Origin of the sequence: Streptomyces sp. BF23-19 (assembly GCF_041106355.1) — a bacterium.
Taxonomy (GTDB): Bacteria; Actinomycetota; Actinomycetes; order Streptomycetales; family Streptomycetaceae; genus Streptomyces; species Streptomyces virginiae_A.
The window spans coordinates 12,747-28,678 of the sequence record NZ_JBGBPT010000084.1 but is presented as its reverse complement, the minus strand read 5'-3'; the positions used below and the strand labels follow the sequence as shown (position 1 = coordinate 28,678).

Here is a 15,932-nt window from a genome sequence, read left to right as displayed (position 1 = left end):
CTCAAACGCCGGCGAGGCTGAAATTGGCCCAGGCCCGCCTGAATGCGGCCGGCGAGGCTATCGGCAGACCTGGCGCCAGGCGTCGAGGTCGTACCGTTTCTGCATCGAGCTCAGCTTCGCCGCACGGGCCCGCGGGCACCAACGGTTCAGGCGGCCCTCGTACTCCACGTGGAAGACCGCCTTGCCCGCGTCGATGAACGGCACGTACCGGTCGCACTCCTCGTACTCCACGCACTGCTCGTTCACCGCGAAGTCGAAGTCCCCGACCAGCTCCGGGATCTGGTCCAGGTCGTTCTTCAGCCCCACCGACATGCCCCGGTCGTGGACCAGCCGGGCGATCAGGCGGTTGTACTTCAGCTGGTCGTCCGCGGTCAGCGGGAAGCCGGACCGGTTGGCGTAGCCGTCCATGTTGTCGGGCTCCACCGCGTCGAAGCCCTTCTCCTTGCACATGTCGAACCGCTTGGCCATCAGCGGTTCCAGTTCCGCCAGGGCCCGGATGTCCAGCCAGCGTTCGCCGTCCCAGCCGTTGCCCTCGCCGAGCAGTGCCTTCGGGAAGGCGTCGGCGTCCGGGCGGAAGTCCTCCCAGGCGCCGGTGGAGAGGTAGCAGATGGTCTTGCGGCCGTCCTTCTTCAGGATGGCGAGCTGCTCCTTCGTCGTGTTGAACCCGTCGATGTCGTAGACGGCCGCCTTCACCGAGGTGTCGAGCTTCCCGGTGAGCTGCCACTGCCAGCCGACGCCCGGCTTCGGCTGCCACCGCTCCCCCGGCGCCGGGTCGGGCGACAGCTCGTCCCGTTCCGGTTCGGGCGAGGGGCTCGTACAGGCGGCGAGCAGCAGCAGGGGCACGGCCAGCAGGAGTGCGAGCTTCCTCATCCCGCCGCCTCCAGGGCGTACGGCAAGGTCCCCCAGGGGTGGGCGCCGCTGCCGGGGACGGCGCAGTGCACCCCGGCTCCGCGTTCGGCGGCGAGTTCCTCGGCGAGTCGGGCGGCGAGCGCGCCCGGCGGGACCCCGTACACGAGGTGGCAGAACCGCTGGGCCGGATGGTCGGCGGTCCAGGGCGGTACGGCGGCCGCGTCCCGGTAGGCGTCCCAGGGGCCCTCGAAGGTGACGAGCAGGTCGGCGAGTTCGGCGTAGCCGGGGTGCGGGTGGACCCCGTGGTTGAGGACGAGGGTCTGGGCGCCCGCGGCCCGGGCGGCCACCACGAGCCGCCCGTAGTGCGGGAGCAGCTCCGGGTCGGCGGAGGCCTGGTCGAGGAAGGCCCCGTCGGTGGCGTACCAGTCGCGGTGGCGCAGCAGGTCCTGCACCACCTCGGCGTGCGGGCGCCGACCGTAGTCGGTGTCGGCGTATCCGAGGACGGGTACGCCGACCTCGTGCAACCGCTCGGCGACGGCGGCGAAGCGTTCGTCGCGGGCGGCGCCCGGTCCGCTGTCGGGGTTGAGGACCACCGAGTGCAGCCGGCCGGCGGAGCGGATGAGCCGCTCCCAGGCTTCCGGCCGGTCGGCGGGATGCTCGTAGAGGGGCACCAGCAGCATGGGGTCCTTCTTCTCGGACGGATGGTGCGTCATCGGTGGGCGGTCGCGCGGCCGAGGAGCAGGCAGACCAGGGCGGCCAGGACGGCGGCGGCCGCGCCGGCCACGACCAGTTGGACAGCGCGGGGTTGGCCCAGCCCGGTCAGCAGGGCCAGGCTCTGGGCGACGGCGGCCGAGGAACAGACGACGGCCGCGGGCCGGACGGCTCCGAAGGACTGCAGCAGCAGCCCGGTCCACATGACGGCCCCGAGCAGCAGCAGGGTCGCGATCCGGACCCCGGTGAGGACGGGGGCGTCGGGCCAGAGCAGGGTGCCGACCAGCCCCAGGGCCAGCAGGACGGAAAGGTAGACGGCCAGGCACCGGGTCAGGGTGGCGAGCATCCGGCGCCGGAAGGCCCGCGGCGAGCGGGCCCCCTGGAGCCCGGAGAGGCTCCCGCTGCGGAACCGGTGGAGCAGCCATTCGGCCGGGCCCATGCTGAGGGTGAGGGCCACCGCCGAGGGGGCGGCGACCGCTTCTGCGGGGCCTCCGGCGAGGACCTCGCCGAGGGCGGCGTACAGCACGAGCAGGCCGGTGCCGAGGCCGAAGACCCCGTAGGGGACCGAGTCCCCGATCCGGGGTCCGCGGGGCGCGAAGTCCTCCTCGGCTCCGCGCAGCATCTGCCAGCGCACGGGGCCCTGGCCGGGGCGGCGGGCCGCCGAGGTGCGGATCCGCTGCGCGGCGGCCCGTAGCCCGTCGGCCAGCGGGAGTTCCCGTAGGGCCAGGGCGCAGGCGGCCAGCAGGGACGTCACGAGCAGGGTCACCCGGACCGGTACGGGCAGGTCGACGAAGAGCGCGAGCAGTGCTCCGACGGCCATCGGGGCGAGTGCGCAGAGCAGGACCCGTTCCCGGCCGAGGACCAGCAGGACGGTGGCGGCCCCGACGTAGAGGGCCTGCCCGGCGGCGAAGGCGTAGGAGAACGGGGGCCCGCCGGGCACCGACAGCGCGGCGGCGGTGCCCAGCAGGGCGCCGACGGGGGCGCCGATGAGCAGGGTCCGCCCGGCGGCGCCCCGGTCGCCGAGGCCGAGCCAGGAGTAGGCCCGGTGGGACAGGGTCTGGTCCCAGACCCAGCCGATGAGCGCGCCGGCGAGCAGGGTCAGGGTCCCGGCGGGCAGGCCGAGGCGGTCCTGCGGGCCTTCGAGCAGGGGCGCGCCGAGCAGGTAGGCCAGGCCGGGCAGGGCGAAGATCACCCCGCGCAGCAGGCAGGCGGTGAGGGACACCTTCCAGGGGTCGGGGGCGGCGCCCGGCTCCGGGAAGGAGCGGGGCACCCGGGCGTAGAGCTCCTCGGCGAGTCCGAAGGAGTCGTGCCGGCCGTAGGTGAGCCGGATGTACTCGTCCGTCATGCCGTCGGATTCGAGGATGGCGGCGATCTCGTCGGGGTGCACGGCCGAGGCGATGAACACGTCGAGGCGTTCGGCGAGTTCGTCCATGGGGTCGGCGGCGGCATCGGCCGCGGTGACGTCGGCGCCGCGGCGCGGCCGGGGGACGGCCGGGAGCGTGTCGGCGCAGGGGCCGGAGCCGGAGCCGGGTGGTTTGAGCCAGAGGGATCCGCTCACCACAGGCTCCCGTCGGCGGCGAGTTCGCGGTACCAGGGGTCGGCGAGCCGCTGGGTCCATTCGTCGCCCGCGTGGACGGGCAGGACGGGCTGGCCGGCGAGTTCGCGGTAGATGTGCCGGAAGCCGTCCACGGACTGGTGGAGGGTGAACTTCTCCACGACCCGCTTGCGGGACATCCGGCCGAGCTCGGCCCGGCGTCGGTCGTCGCGGAGCAGGGCGAGGGTGGCACGGGCCATGGTCTCGGGTTCGCGCGGCGGGACGACGAGGCCGGTGTCGCCGACGGCCTCGCGGACTCCGCCGACGTCGGTGGAGACGGTGGTGCGGCCGCAGGACATGGCTTCGATGATGCTGAAGGGGAAGCCCTCGCTGATGGAGGAGAGCATGACGACGCTGCCGGCCGCGTAGGCCTGCGCCACCTGGTCGATGCGGCCCTCGTAGGTGATCCCGTCGGTCACGCCGAGTTCGGCGGCGAGCTTCTCCAGGCGGAGCTTGTACTCCTCGCAGCCGGCCGGCACCGGGCCGAAGAGGCGCAGCCGCAGGGCGGGCAGTTCCTCGCGCATGAAGGCGTAGGCCCGGATGAGGGTTTCGAGGTCCTTGATCGGGTCGATGCGGCCGCACCAGCTGAGGGTGGGCACGTCGGGTTCGGGTCCGGCCTCGGGGAAGGCGTGCGGGTCGACGCCGTTGTAGACGGTGCGGATGCGGTCGGATTCGGCGCCTCCGCGTTCCTCCCAGCGGCGGTTGTACTGGTTGCACGGGGTGATCAGGTCGGCCTGCCGGTAGCCCTCGGTGTTGAGTTCGCGGTAGAAGCCGAGCATGAGGGCCTTGACGGGCCAGCGCTGGGCGGCGCTGCGATAGCCGAGGTAGCGCTCGCGCAGGTAGATGCCGTGCTCGGTGAGCAGGAAGGGGACCCCGTCGAGGTACTTGGCGGCGAGGGCCGGGAGGGTGGCGAGGCCGCTGCTGACGGCGTGGGCGACGCTGTCGGGCGGGATCCGGACACCGAGCGGGCGCAGTGCGTGTTCCAGCAGGTCGGTGGCGGTGAGCGCGTCGTGGATGGTGGGCGCGGCCTCGGCGGTGACGAGTCCGGGCCGGGTCCATACGGTCATCAGCAGCCGTAGGACGGACTCGGAGCGCAGGGCCGGTGCGAGCTTTCCGGCCCGAGCCAGGACGGCCAGTTCGCGCAGGGCTTCGGAGAAGCTGTGCCGGGCGGGATCGGGCTCGGGGTCGAGCAGGGAGAGCAGGAAGCTCTCGTAGACCTCGGTGAAGCGGCGGTGGGCCCTGCCGCGCAGGGCGGACCGGCGGCTGCGGGACGGGAGCGGCCCCCACAGCGGGAAGGCGGTGTGCCGGTAGACGTTGCGGGGCAGTTCCCAGGTGACCGGCTCTCGTCCGGAGCCGGTCAGGGCTATGACGTTGAAGTCGACCTCCGGCATACCTCGCACCAGTTGGTCGCACCAGGTGCTGACGCCCCCGTGGACGTGCGGGTAGGTGCCTTCGGTGAGCATGGTGACGTGACGCCCATGACTCATGCGGTGTGTCCCCCCAGGACGGAAAAGGGGCCGGCGCCCGTGGGTTTCGCGGAGCGCCGGCGCTAGGTGGTACTCGTGGTGGCTTGCGGGACGGTCAGCTGGGCAGCTTGAGCGTGACGGCGCTCTGGAGCAGCTCCGGACCGGCCCAGGCGGAGCGGGTACCGGCGTACGCGGTGCCGAAGTCGGCGGTGCCGAGCAGCAGTTGCTTCTTGGTGCCGGTGGGGGCGGTCACCGGGGCGACGATCCCGGAGGGCGCCTTGATGGTGACGTCCTTGCCGATGCGGTAGGCGGTGACCTTGCCGTCCGCGATGGCCTTGTCCCAGGCGGCGCGGCGCTGGAACTCGACGCCGGTGTCCTTCATGCTCTGGTTCACGATCGGCGCGCTGGGGGCGTACAGGGCGCGGTAGGTGTCGAGGACCTGGTTGAGCACCGGGTAGAGGGTCCGGTCCTCGGCGAGGTTGGACTGGTGGACGTAGTGCGGCCGCGGGTCGTTGGCCAGGACGTGGCGCAGGGCGGTGCGGGCCTCGGCCGGGACGATGGTGTCGAGGTAGCCGGTGTTGACGTTCAGCGCGGCCGGCAGGCAGGTGGAGGTCGCCGGGTTGTCCTCGCAGACGCCGCTTCCGCCCTGGGCGCGGCTGGTGTAGATCCAGTTGTACTCGTCGGCCATCTCGGCGTTGGTGCCCGTGTTGTAGTACACGTTCATCGGGTGCCGGGGGACCGTGAGGGCGGCGCCGACCGCGCGCTGCGCGGGTTCGCGGGAGTTGTCGCTGCCCGCCCACTTGACCCCGTTGTCGGCGAGGGCGCCGGCCAGGTTGGGGTTGTCCACGGGCTGCTGCGGTGCGGTCTTGAGGCCCGAGTGTTCACCGGTGACCAGTTCGGTCTTGTCCGTGGTGATGCCCTTGGTGGCGGCCCAGTTGTTGTTGTCGCGGATCTGGGCGGAGATCTCGGCGCGGCTCATGTACTGGATCGCGCCGGCGGAGTTCTTCGTACAGGTCCACGGGGTGACGGTGGTGTTCTGGACGCAGCCGAGGAACGGGTGGGTGTAGGTGTGGTTCATCCAGCGGTACTTGGCGCGGTCGGCGACGAGCTGGGCGGTCAGCGCGTCGACGCCGCCGTTCTCGGCCTTCCACTCCTCCCCGGCACCGCCGTTGAAGAGCATGTCGAGCTTGAAGTTCTTCGACGTCTGCCACTGCGCCGCGTACACGGCGTCGGCGGCACTCATCCGGATGGTGCTCTCCTTGCCCTCGCCGCCCGCGCAGGCGTAGTCGCCCGGCGTACAGTTCAGGTCTTTGTTCCAGCGGGCGTCGGGGGCGAAGACGTCGTCGACGTGGACCGCGAAGTAGTTGCGGCTCTGGCCGAGGTGCACCCCCTGGGTCAGCCAGTCGACGATGCCGCGGGCGAGCAGCCGGAACTGCTGCTGGTACTGGTTGTAGCCGAAGGTGACGACCAGTTCGCTGCGGCCGTCGTGCGTGTACTCGCCGACGAGCGAGGCCCGGCCGGAGCCGACGGGCGCGTCGACGTAGCTGGTGTAGCCGGGGCGCGGCTTGCCCATGAAGCCGAAGCTCTCGGGGACCAGGGCCGAGTTGTCCTCGAAGGTGACCTGGCCGCCGAGGTAGGCGAAGGGGCCCGACTTGCCGGCGGTGGTGACGGCGGCCTGGGTGCCGTCGAGCTGTCCGCTGTAGCCGCCGTTGTCCGTGTATTCCAGCCCGACGCCCGGGTGGGCCCAGGTGTAGGCGTCGACCTGGCGGATGCCGTAGGTCGTCTCGTAGGCGGTGAGGGCGGCCATCTCGGCCGAGCCCTCGCCGAACGGGTTCTCGTTCGGCAGGACGACACCCTGGTACTTGGCGCGCGGACGGCCGTCCACGGTGTCGCTGAGGAAGCCCGCGTTGATGACCGGGCGGCCGCTGCTGCCCAGCTGTACGCGGGTGTAGGGCACCCCCGTGTCGCGGAGTTCCGCGGTGATCGCCTCGACCGAGCTGCCGCCGTCGTCGACGACCAGCACCTTCAGATCGACGCGTGGTGTCGCGGCCGCCTGGGCGGTCGCGGCGGGTACTGCCACGGATACCAGGGCAGCTGCCGCCATCATCGCGGCGACCCTGTTCATCCGGTTCTTGTTGACCATTTTCGGCCTTTCCCCCCGCAGGCATCCCTCGACTCGGCCCTTGGCGGACAGCCGGACCTGGGAGGCTCTGTGGAAATCATGCAAAGGAACCCCGCGTCCCCTTGCGAGAGTGGACCGAGTCTTTCGGACCTCGTCAGGTCTACGAGGCAAACCTGGAGCAGAGTCCACAGATGGGTGAACCTGATGGCCGCTTGATCGAACAACTTGCCAAACCTTCGAGTGACGTACGGACGAGCGCGTACGCGTAGGCTCATTTCTGGCGGCTGTCGGGCCCGAATACGATCGCTACGGATGGCCGTCCACCCACTCGGCCCACACACACAAACGGAAGCGAGACTTCACCACCGTGACTGCTCTGACTCTCAGCACTGCCGGCGCGGCGACGCTCCGCGCCGACGCCCTCGTGGTCGGCGTGGCGAAGGGCCCCAAGGGACCGATCGTCGCCGCGGGCGCCGAGGCCGTGGACAAGGCGTACGACGGTAAGCTCGCCGGCGTCCTCGACGCGCTGGGCGCCTCGGGCGCCGAAGGCGAGATCACCAAGCTGCCGGCCCCGGCGGGCCTCAAGGTCCCGGTCGTGCTGGCGGTGGGGCTCGGCTCCGTCCCCGAGAAGGACGAGTCGTTCGACGAGGAGGTGCTGCGCCGCGCCGCCGGCGCCGCCGCCCGCGCGCTGCACGGCAGCAAGAAGGCCGCCTTCGCCCTCCCGCTGGAGGACGCCTCGGCGGTCACCGCCGTCGCCGAGGGCGCGCTGCTGGGCGCGTACGCGTTCACCGCCTACCAGGGCGGCGAGAACAAGGCCCGCAAGGAGGCCAAGGGCGCCGCCCCGAAGGCCCCGCTGGCCGAGGTGGCCCTGCTGGGTGCCAAGCCCCGCGACAAGGAGCACAAGGCCGCGATCGAGCGCGCCGCGGTCGTGGCGGCCGAGGTCAACGTCGCCCGTGACCTGGTGAACACCCCGCCGAACGACCTGACTCCCGAGGCCTTCGCCGCGGTCGCCTCCGCGGCCGCGAAGGAGAACGGCATCAAGGTCCAGGTGCTGGACGAGAAGGCCCTGATCAAGGGCGGCTACGGCGGCATCATGGGCGTCGGCAAGGGTTCCGAGAACCTGCCGCGCCTGGTGAAGCTCACGTACACGCACCCTAAGGCGGAGAAGACCCTGGCCTTCGTCGGCAAGGGCATCACCTACGACTCGGGCGGCATCTCCCTGAAGCCGGCCGGCCACAACGAGACGATGAAGTGCGACATGGCCGGCGCCGCCGCCGTCTTCGCCTCCGTGGTCGCGGCCGCGAAGCTGGGCCTGCGGGTCAACGTCACCGGCTGGCTCGCGCTCGCCGAGAACATGCCGTCCGGCTCCGCCACCAAGCCCGGTGACGTGCTGCGCATGTACAGCGGCAAGACCGTCGAGGTCCTCAACACGGACGCCGAGGGCCGACTGGTCCTCGGTGACGCGCTGACCAAGGCCTCCGAGGACAACCCGGACGCGATCGTCGACGTCGCCACCCTGACGGGTGCCATGGTGCTCGCCCTCGGTGACCGCACCTTCGGCATCATGTCGAACGACGACGCCTTCCGTACGTCGATCCACGAGATCGCCGAGGAGGTCGGCGAGTCCTCCTGGCCGATGCCGCTCCCCGCCGAGCTGCGCAAGACCATGGACTCCCCCACCGCCGACATCGCGAACATGGGTGTCCGCATGGGTGGCGGCCTGGTGGCCGGCCTGTTCCTCCAGGAGTTCGTCGGCGAGGGCATCACCTGGGCCCACCTCGACATCGCCGGCCCGGCCTTCCACGAGGGCGCGCCGCACGGCTACACCCCCAAGGGCGGCACCGGCTCCGCCGTCCGCACCCTGGTGCGGCTGGCCGAGCGCACGGCCACGGGCGACCTCGGCTGACGACCTCGTTCGATGTGATGTGACGCACCCCGGGCCGGGTCACGGCCCGGGGTGCTTTTCGTCCGTGTCCCGTCCGTGTCCCGTCCGCGTCCGTCTCACGACGAAACCTGAAGGAATCGGTAGGTATCTCGGTAGGTACCTACGCACAGGTAACCCGCGGTCCGGGCTGATCGCCCGATCACATCGTGGGCCCGGCGTCCCGTGTTCCCCCGACAAATGCGAAGATGGGTTCTCGGCAGGACAGGGCCCCCACCACAGGGCCGAAGAAACAAGCGGCCGTATACCAGCCGCCGCCCGGTCACAGAGGACCGGTGCCCGGCGCACATGCATGGAGGACGTGACGTGGCGAACGACGCCAGCACCGTTTTCGACCTAGTGATCCTCGGCGGTGGCAGTGGCGGTTACGCCGCGGCGCTGCGCGCATCCCAGCTGGGTCTGGACGTTGCCCTGATCGAGAAGAACAAGCTCGGCGGCACCTGCCTGCACAACGGCTGCATCCCCACGAAGGCTCTGCTGCACGCGGGCGAGATCGCGGACCAGGCGCGTGAAGCCGCCCAGTTCGGTGTCAAGACCTCCTTCGAGGGAATCGACATCGCGGGTGTCCACAAGTACAAGGACGAGGTCATCTCGGGCCTGTACAAGGGTCTGCAGGGCCTGGTCGCCTCCCGCAAGGTGACCTACATCGAGGGAGAGGGCCGCCTCTCCTCCCCGACTTCCGTCGACGTGAACGGCCGGCGCATCCAGGGCCGCCACATCCTGCTGGCGACCGGCTCCGTGCCGAAGTCGCTGCCGGGCCTGAACATCGACGGCAACCGCATCATCTCCTCGGACCACGCGCTGGTCCTGGACCGCGTCCCCGAGTCGGCGATCGTCCTGGGCGGCGGCGTCATCGGCGTCGAGTTCGCCTCGGCGTGGAAGTCCTTCGGCTCCGACATCACCGTCATCGAGGGCCTCAAGCACCTCGTGCCGGTCGAGGACGAGAACAGCTCGAAGCTGCTGGAGCGCGCGTTCCGCAAGCGCGGCATCAAGTTCAACCTGGGCACCTTCTTCGACAAGGCCGAGTACACGGAGAACGGCGTCCGCGTGACGCTGGTCGACGGCAAGACCTTCGAGGCCGAGGTGCTGCTGGTCGCGGTGGGTCGCGGCCCCGTCTCGCAGGGTCTGGGCTACGAGGAGCAGGGCGTCGCGATGGACCGCGGCTACGTCCTGGTCGACGAGTACATGCAGACCAACGTGCCGACCATCTCGGCCGTCGGTGACCTCGTCCCCACCCTCCAGCTCGCGCACGTCGGCTTCGCCGAGGGCATCCTGGTCGCAGAGCGTCTGGCCGGTCTCAAGGCCGTCCCGATCGACTACGACGGTGTCCCGCGCGTCACCTACTGCCACCCCGAGGTCGCTTCCGTCGGCATCACCGAGGCCAAGGCCAAGGAGATCTACGGCGCGGACAAGGTCGTGGCCCTGAAGTACAACCTGGCGGGCAACGGCAAGAGCAAGATCCTCAAGACCGCGGGCGAGATCAAGCTCGTCCAGGTCAAGGATGGTGCCGTGGTCGGCGTCCACATGGTCGGTGACCGGATGGGCGAGCAGGTCGGCGAGGCCCAGCTGATCTACAACTGGGAAGCTCTGCCGGCCGAGGTCGCGCAGCTCATCCACGCGCACCCGACCCAGAACGAAGCGATGGGCGAGGCCCACCTGGCCCTGGCCGGCAAGCCGCTTCACTCCCACGACTAATTCGTCACGGGCGCGACGACCACTTCCGCACTTTCGTTAGGAGCAACTGAAACCATGTCGGTTTCCGTAACCCTTCCGGCGCTCGGTGAGAGCGTCACCGAGGGCACTGTCACCCGCTGGCTGAAGGCCGAGGGCGAGCGCGTCGAGGCCGACGAGCCGCTGCTCGAGGTCTCGACCGACAAGGTCGACACCGAGATCCCCTCCCCCGTGTCGGGCATCCTGGCCTCGATCAAGGTCGCCGAGGACGAGACCGTCGAGGTCGGCGCCGAGCTGGCCGTCATCGACGACGGCTCCGGCGCTCCTGCTGCGGCCCCGGCCGCCGAGCCGGCCGCCGCCGAGGCCCCTGCGGCCGCTCCGGCTCCGGTCGCCGAGGCCCCCGCGGCCCCGGCTCCCGCCGCCGAGGCGCCCGCCGCCGCCGCTCCGGCCGCGTCCGGCACCGATGTCGTGCTCCCCGCCCTGGGCGAGTCCGTCACCGAGGGCACCGTCACCCGCTGGCTGAAGCAGGTCGGCGAGTCCGTCGAGGCCGACGAGCCGCTGCTCGAGGTCTCCACGGACAAGGTCGACACCGAGATCCCCGCGCCGGTCGCCGGCACCCTGCTGGAGATCCGGATCAACGAGGACGAGACCGCCGAGGTCGGCACCGTCCTGGCCGTCATCGGCGCCGCTGGTGCCGCTCCGGCCGCCCCGGCTCCGGCTGCCGCCCCGGCCCCCGTGGCCGCTCCGGCTCCGGTCCAGGCCGCCGCCCCGGTCGCCGCTCCGGCTCCGGTCGCCCCCGTGGCCCCGGCTCCGGCCGCTCCGGCCGCCGCTCCGGCGTCCGCCGGTGACGAGGCCGCGTACGTGACCCCGCTGGTGCGCAAGCTCGCCTCGGAGTCCGGCGTCAACCTGTCCACGGTCTCGGGCACCGGTGTCGGTGGCCGTATCCGCAAGCAGGACGTCCTGGCCGCCGCCGAGGCCGCCAAGGCCGCTGCCGCCGCCCCGGCGCCGGCCGCCGCCGCTCCGGCCGCGAAGGCTCCGGCCGCCGCGGTGTCCGAGCTGCGCGGTCAGACGGTCAAGATGACCCGCATGCGCAAGGTCATCGGCGACAACATGATGAAGGCCCTGCACTCGCAGGCTCAGCTCAGCTCCGTGGTCGAGGTGGACATCACCAAGATCATGAAGCTGCGCGAGAAGGCCAAGGGCGCGTTCCTGGCCCGTGAGGGCGTCAAGCTCTCGCCGATGCCGTTCTTCGTCAAGGCCGCTGCCCAGGCGCTGAAGGCCCACGCGGTCGTCAACGCCCGGATCAACGAGGACGAGGGCACCATCACCTACTTCGACTCGGAGAACATCGGCATCGCCGTGGACTCCGAGAAGGGCCTGATGACCCCGGTCATCAAGGGTGCCGGTGACCTCAACCTGGCGGGCATCTCCAAGGCGACCGCCGACCTGGCCGCCAAGGTCCGCGGCAACAAGATCACGCCGGACGAGCTGTCGGGCGCGACCTTCACCATCAGCAACACCGGCTCGCGCGGTGCGCTGTTCGACACGGTCATCGTGCCCCCGAACCAGGTCGCCATCCTGGGCATCGGTGCCACGGTGAAGCGCCCGGTGGTCATCGAGACCGCCGAGGGCACGAACATCGGCATCCGCGACATGACGTACCTGACCCTGTCCTACGACCACCGCCTGGTGGACGGCGCGGACGCGGCCCGGTACCTCTCGGCCGTCAAGGCGATCCTCGAGGCCGGCGAGTTCGAGGTCGAGCTCGGCCTGTAAGGCTCACCGCACAGCCCCGGCTGTCGCACACGGCGCCCTCGCCCGGAACACCCTCCGGGCGGGGGCGCCGTCGTCGTACGCCTCTGGGAGCCCTGGTCCGGAGCCTGTTGTAACCAGCCTCACCCGGCGTCCCCGACCGGGAACGCATCCGGTGGGGGCTACTCGGCCGTATTGTCTACGCATCACCCCCCTGCGCGCCCCACAGGAGATGAAGCCCCGATGATCACCCCACCCGTCGTGCACTCGCTGCGCGAGCAGATCCGCGAGCACATCGTGGAGGGGATCGTCAGCGGGCGCTGGAAGCCCGGCGAGCGGATCGTCGAGCGCCGGATCGCCGTGGAGCTGGAGGTCAGCCAGACCCCCGTACGGGAGGCCCTGCGCGAGCTGGAGACGCTGCGGCTGATCGAGTCGGCGCCGAACAAGGGCGTGCGCGTCCGGAACCTCTCCGCGGCCGACCTGGAGGAGATCTACCCGGTCCGGGCCGGTCTGGAGCAGATCGCGGCCGAGCTGGCCGCGCCGCGGCTGGCGAGCGACTGCTCCGCGCTGGAGCCGCACGTGGCGGCGCTGTGGGAGGCCGACCGGACCGAGGACGGGACCGCGCAGGTGCGGCACACCGTCGGGTTCCACCGGGAGATGGTGCGGGCCGCCGGGAACAGCGTGCTGCTGCACACCTGGGAGAGCCTGGGCATCGAGGTCTTCACGGCGCTGTCCATCCGCTGGCTGGGGACCGTGCAGAAGTCGTACGCCGAGGAGCACGAGGCTCTCGTCGAGGCGTTCCGCAGTCAGGATCCGGACATCGGTCTGCTCGTGAAGCGGCATGTCCTGGGGTGCGCCCCGCGCGCTTGATCGACTGAGGGCGGGCCTGTTTGTCCGCGTTTGCCCGGCACCGCGTGCCTTTTTCTCTGGCACGCGGTGCCGACTTTCGCCGGATGGACGTTTCATTGTCACTTTTATTTGATCGATCATCGATCAGCGATTTACAGTCGTCGCGGGCCTCAACCAGGTCCACCGACCCTGTCCTGCCCGTCAGGGATTTTTTCACCACCTCTCCTTTGTCCGGAAGGCGGCGCACAGCAATGTCCGACCCCGTAGGAAAGCTTCCGAGCGAGCTCGACCAGCTCCCGGATCGCGACACCGAGGAGACCGCCGAATGGGCGGCCTCCCTCGACGCCGTCGCACAGGCCGCCGGTACGCGCCGCGCCGAATACCTGCTCCGCCGCACGCTCCAGCACGCCGAGGCCGCCGGCCTCGCCCTGCCGAAGCTGCTGGAGACGGACTACGTCAACACCATCCCGACCGCCGCGGAGCCCGAGTTCCCCGGTGACGAGGAGATGGAAGCCAAGATCACCGCGTGGAACCGCTGGAACGCGGCCGCCATGGTGACCCGCGGCTCCAAGTACGGCGTCGGTGGCCACATCGCCACCTTCGCCTCCGCCGCGTGGCTCTACGAGACCGGCTTCCAGCACTTCTTCCGCGGGAAGGAGGCCGACGGATCGGGCGACCAGCTCTACATCCAGGGCCACGCCTCCCCCGGCATCTACGCCCGCGCCTTCCTCGACGGCCGGATCTCCGAGCAGCAGCTCGACAACTTCCGCCAGGAGTCCGGCGGCAACGGCCTGCCGTCCTACCCGCACCCGCGGCGCCTGCCGTGGCTGTGGGAGTTCCCGACGGTGTCCATGGGCCTCGGCCCGCTCTCCGCGATCTACCAGGCGCGGTTCAACCGCTACCTGCAGAACCGGAGCATCAAGGACACCGCGAACTCGCACGTCTGGGCCTTCCTGGGCGACGGCGAGATGGACGAGCCCGAGTCGACCGCCGCCCTGGCCCTCGCCTCCCGCGAGCAGCTCGACAACCTGACCTTCGTCATCAACTGCAACCTGCAGCGCCTCGACGGTCCGGTCCGCGCCAACTTCCGCGTGGTCCAGGAGCTGGAGGCCCAGTTCCGCGGTGCTGGCTGGAACGTCATCAAGTCGCTGTGGGGCTCCGCCTGGGACGAGCTGTTCCAGCTCGACACCACGGGCGCCCTCGTACGCCGCCTGCGCGAGGTACCGGACGCGCAGTTCCAGACGTACGCGACCCGCGACGTGGCCTACATCCGCCAGCACTTCTTCGGCGCCAACGCCGAGCTCGTCGCCCTCGGCGCCCTGCTCTCCGACGCGAAGATCGCCGAGTGCTTCCACAGCTCCCGCGGCGGCCACGAGCCCCGCAAGGTCTACGCCGCGTACAAGGCCGCCCTGGAGCACAAGGGCGCGCCGACGGTCATCCTCGCGCAGACCGTCAAGGGCTACACGCTGGGTGCCGGGTTCGAGTCGAAGAACGCGAACCACCAGATGAAGAAGCTGACGATCGACGAGTTCAAGGACATGCGTGACCTCCTTGGCCTCCCGATCCCCGACAGCGCCTTCGCCGACGGCAAGGTCCCGTACGGTCACCCGGGCGCGAACAGCCCCGAGGTCCAGTACCTGAACGAACGCCGCGCGGCGCTCGGCGGTCCGGCCCCGGCCCGCAAGGTCAAGCACGTGGCCCTGCCCGCCCCGGCCGACCGGTCCTTCGCCCCGCTGCTCAAGGGCTCCGGCAAGCAGGAGATGGCCACCACCATGGCCTTCGTCCGGCTCGTCAAGGACCTGATGCGGGACAAGGAGACCGGCAAGCGCTGGGTGCCGATCGTCCCCGACGAGGCCCGTACCTTCGGTATGGAGTCCCTCTTCCCGTCGGCCGGCATCTACTCGCCGCTGGGCCAGACGTACGAGCCGGTCGACCGCGACCAGCTCATGTACTACAAGGAAGCCAAGGACGGGCAGATCCTCAACGAGGGGATCACCGAGGCCGGCGCCATGGCCGACTTCATCGCCGCCTGCACGTCGTACGCGACGCACGGCGAGCCGATGATCCCGTTCTACATCTTCTACTCGATGTTCGGCTGGCAGCGCACCGCCGACCAGATGTGGCAGCTCGCCGACCAGCTCGGCAAGGGCTTCATCGTCGGCGCCACCGCCGGTCGTACGACCCTGACCGGTGAGGGCCTGCAGCACGCGGACGGCCACTCGCACCTGATCGCGTCCACGAACCCGGCGTCGCTCAACTACGACCCGGCCTTCGCGTACGAGATCGCGGTGATCGTCAAGGACGGTCTGCGCCGCATGTACGGCGAGCAGCCCGAGGACGTCTTCTACTACCTCACGGTCTACAACGAGCCGAAGGTGCAGCCGGCGATGCCGGAGGGCGTCGAAGAGGGCATCCTCAAGGGCCTGTACCGCTTCAACACGGCGGCGGACCTGGCGGAGGCGGCCCCGGCCGCCGACGCCCCGAAGATCCAGCTGATGGCCTCGGGTACCGCGATCCACTGGATCCTGGAGGCGCAGAAACTGCTGGCCGCCGAGTGGAACGTGGCCGCCGACGTCTGGTCCGCCACCTCCTGGGGCGAGCTGCGGCGCGACGCGCTGGAGTGCGACGAGGCGCTGCTGCGCGGCGAGGTCCGCACCCCGTACGTCACCCGCGCGCTGGAGGGTGTCACCAGCCCGGTGCTCGCCGTCTCCGACTGGATGCGTCAGGTCCCGGACCAGATCAGCCAGTGGGTGGAGCAGGACTACACCTCGCTCGGCACGGACGGCTTCGGTCTGTCCGACACCCGTGAGGGCGCCCGCCGCCACTTCGGTGTCGACGCCCAGTCGATCGTGGTGGCCGCGCTGGCCCAGCTCGCCCGCCGCGGCGAGGTGCCGGCGTCCGCCGTCAAGGAGGCCCGGGAGCGCTACGGCCTCTGAGGCTCCGAGTGACAGGTGAAAGGCCGGTGTCCACCCCGCG

General features: G+C 70.7%; 10 protein-coding genes. 5 read left to right on the top strand and 5 right to left on the bottom strand.

The features are described from left to right. Positions 1-57: 57 nt before the first annotated feature. The 5 genes from AB8A24_RS34675 to AB8A24_RS34655 all read right to left on the bottom strand — a co-directional run bounded on the left by AB8A24_RS34675 (position 58) and on the right by AB8A24_RS34655 (position 6,763). A complete protein-coding gene (locus AB8A24_RS34675) occupies positions 58-870 on the bottom strand; it encodes an endo alpha-1,4 polygalactosaminidase (RefSeq protein WP_369478466.1) in 813 nt (270 codons plus the stop codon). Beyond that, a complete protein-coding gene (locus AB8A24_RS34670; protein WP_328963637.1) occupies positions 867-1,562 on the bottom strand; it encodes a spherulation-specific family 4 protein in 696 nt (231 codons plus the stop codon). Before AB8A24_RS34670 ends, AB8A24_RS34675 begins: the two co-directional genes overlap by 4 nt. Next, on the bottom strand, positions 1,559-3,118 hold the full coding sequence (locus AB8A24_RS34665; RefSeq protein ID WP_328963636.1) for a hypothetical protein: 1,560 nt from the start codon (positions 3,116-3,118) through the stop codon (positions 1,559-1,561). The genes AB8A24_RS34670 and AB8A24_RS34665 overlap by 4 nt, the downstream gene beginning before the upstream one ends. Continuing rightward, positions 3,115-4,641 (bottom strand): GT4 family glycosyltransferase PelF, encoded by a 1,527-nt coding sequence (gene pelF, locus AB8A24_RS34660; protein WP_266390819.1) that lies wholly within the window; start codon positions 4,639-4,641, stop codon positions 3,115-3,117. The genes AB8A24_RS34665 and pelF overlap by 4 nt, the downstream gene beginning before the upstream one ends. Positions 4,642-4,735: 94 nt before the next feature. Beyond that, on the bottom strand, positions 4,736-6,763 hold the full coding sequence (locus AB8A24_RS34655) for a hypothetical protein (RefSeq protein ID WP_266390822.1): 2,028 nt from the start codon (positions 6,761-6,763) through the stop codon (positions 4,736-4,738). A 346-nt stretch (positions 6,764-7,109) separates the two neighbouring features. Here AB8A24_RS34655 and AB8A24_RS34650 point away from each other — a divergent pair, with 346 nt between their 5' ends. From AB8A24_RS34650 to aceE, 5 genes are all read left to right on the top strand, one after another. Continuing rightward, positions 7,110-8,648 (top strand): leucyl aminopeptidase, encoded by a 1,539-nt coding sequence (locus tag AB8A24_RS34650; protein ID WP_328963634.1) that lies wholly within the window; start codon positions 7,110-7,112, stop codon positions 8,646-8,648. A gap of 342 nt (positions 8,649-8,990) precedes the next feature. Continuing rightward, positions 8,991-10,379, top strand: coding sequence for a dihydrolipoyl dehydrogenase (gene lpdA, locus AB8A24_RS34645; RefSeq protein ID WP_030731050.1), 1,389 nt, complete (start codon positions 8,991-8,993; stop codon positions 10,377-10,379). 54 nt (positions 10,380-10,433) lie between these two features. Continuing rightward, complete coding sequence (gene sucB, locus AB8A24_RS34640) at positions 10,434-12,131, top strand: 2-oxoglutarate dehydrogenase, E2 component, dihydrolipoamide succinyltransferase (RefSeq protein ID WP_369478465.1); 1,698 nt, start codon at positions 10,434-10,436, stop codon at positions 12,129-12,131. Positions 12,132-12,353: 222 nt separating this feature from the next. Next, positions 12,354-12,977, top strand: a complete 624-nt coding sequence (locus tag AB8A24_RS34635; RefSeq protein WP_030010631.1) for a GntR family transcriptional regulator — start codon at positions 12,354-12,356, stop codon at positions 12,975-12,977. A gap of 230 nt (positions 12,978-13,207) precedes the next feature. Then, positions 13,208-15,892 carry a pyruvate dehydrogenase (acetyl-transferring), homodimeric type gene (gene aceE, locus AB8A24_RS34630; RefSeq protein ID WP_328963632.1) on the top strand — a complete coding sequence of 895 codons (2,685 nt, stop codon included), beginning with the start codon at positions 13,208-13,210 and terminating at the stop codon, positions 15,890-15,892. Positions 15,893-15,932 lie beyond the last annotated feature (40 nt).